The organism is Acinetobacter sp. NigerLNRRAM0016 (genome assembly GCF_054112845.1).
Genome location: NZ_JBSYVT010000108.1, coordinates 1 through 815 on the forward strand (window position 1 = coordinate 1; position 815 = coordinate 815).

Below are 815 nucleotides of genomic sequence, written 5' to 3' on the forward strand. Positions count from 1 at the left end.
CATGCGGATGGGTGAGAATGATAAAAAACCGAAGAAAGGTTATGTCTGGGCCTATGCCACTACACAGTACAATCCAGTTCAAGCCGTGATCTATGACTTTCAGGATAGTCGTTCAGGTCAGCATGCTGAAGCGTTCCTGAAAGACTGGCAGGGCTATCTAGTCTGTGATGATTACAGCGGTTATAAAGCACGCTTTAAATCAGGTCAGGTCATTGAGGTGGGCTGCATGGCGCATGCGCGTCGTAAATTCCATGAACTGCATGTGACCAAAAAAAGTCAGGTCGCTGAACAGGCATTAGTGCTGATTCAGAAACTGTATGCGATAGAAGCAGAGCTCAGGAAAAAGACCGATGGTACAGCAGAACAGCGCCGCGAATACCGACAACAGCATAGTCAACCGGTGATGCAACAACTGTATGAATGGCTCAACCAACATCAACTGACTGTGCCATCGAGTTCTCCAACCGCCAAGGCGATCAATTACACTCTGAAGCGTTGGCCAGCCTTAAGCCGCTATCTGGATGATGGCAATCTACCGATTTGCAATAACTGGGTGGAAAACCAGATGCGCCCCTGGGCGTTGGGACGTAAGAACTGGTTATTTGCAGGTTCGCTGCGCAGCGGTCAGCGAGCAGCCAATATTATGACATTAATCCAGTCAGCAAAGCTGAATGGGCTGGATCCCTATGCCTATTTAAGTGATGTGCTGAAAAGGTTGCCGACACATAAAGTGACTCAGATTGAAGAATTGCTACCACACCGCTGGAAACCTGAACCGAATTAAAAAATAGGCATGGGGTTCAGCGGACGCTTAC

The 815-nt window shown here is 48.2% G+C and carries 1 protein-coding gene; it reads left to right on the forward strand.

Annotated elements, in window-relative coordinates; all coding sequences use genetic code 11:
- On the forward strand, positions 1–784 hold a 784-nt coding region (tnpC, locus tag ACWQ4X_RS19730), incomplete at its 5' end, for an IS66 family transposase (RefSeq protein ID WP_457904681.1).
- Positions 785–815 lie beyond the last annotated feature (31 nt).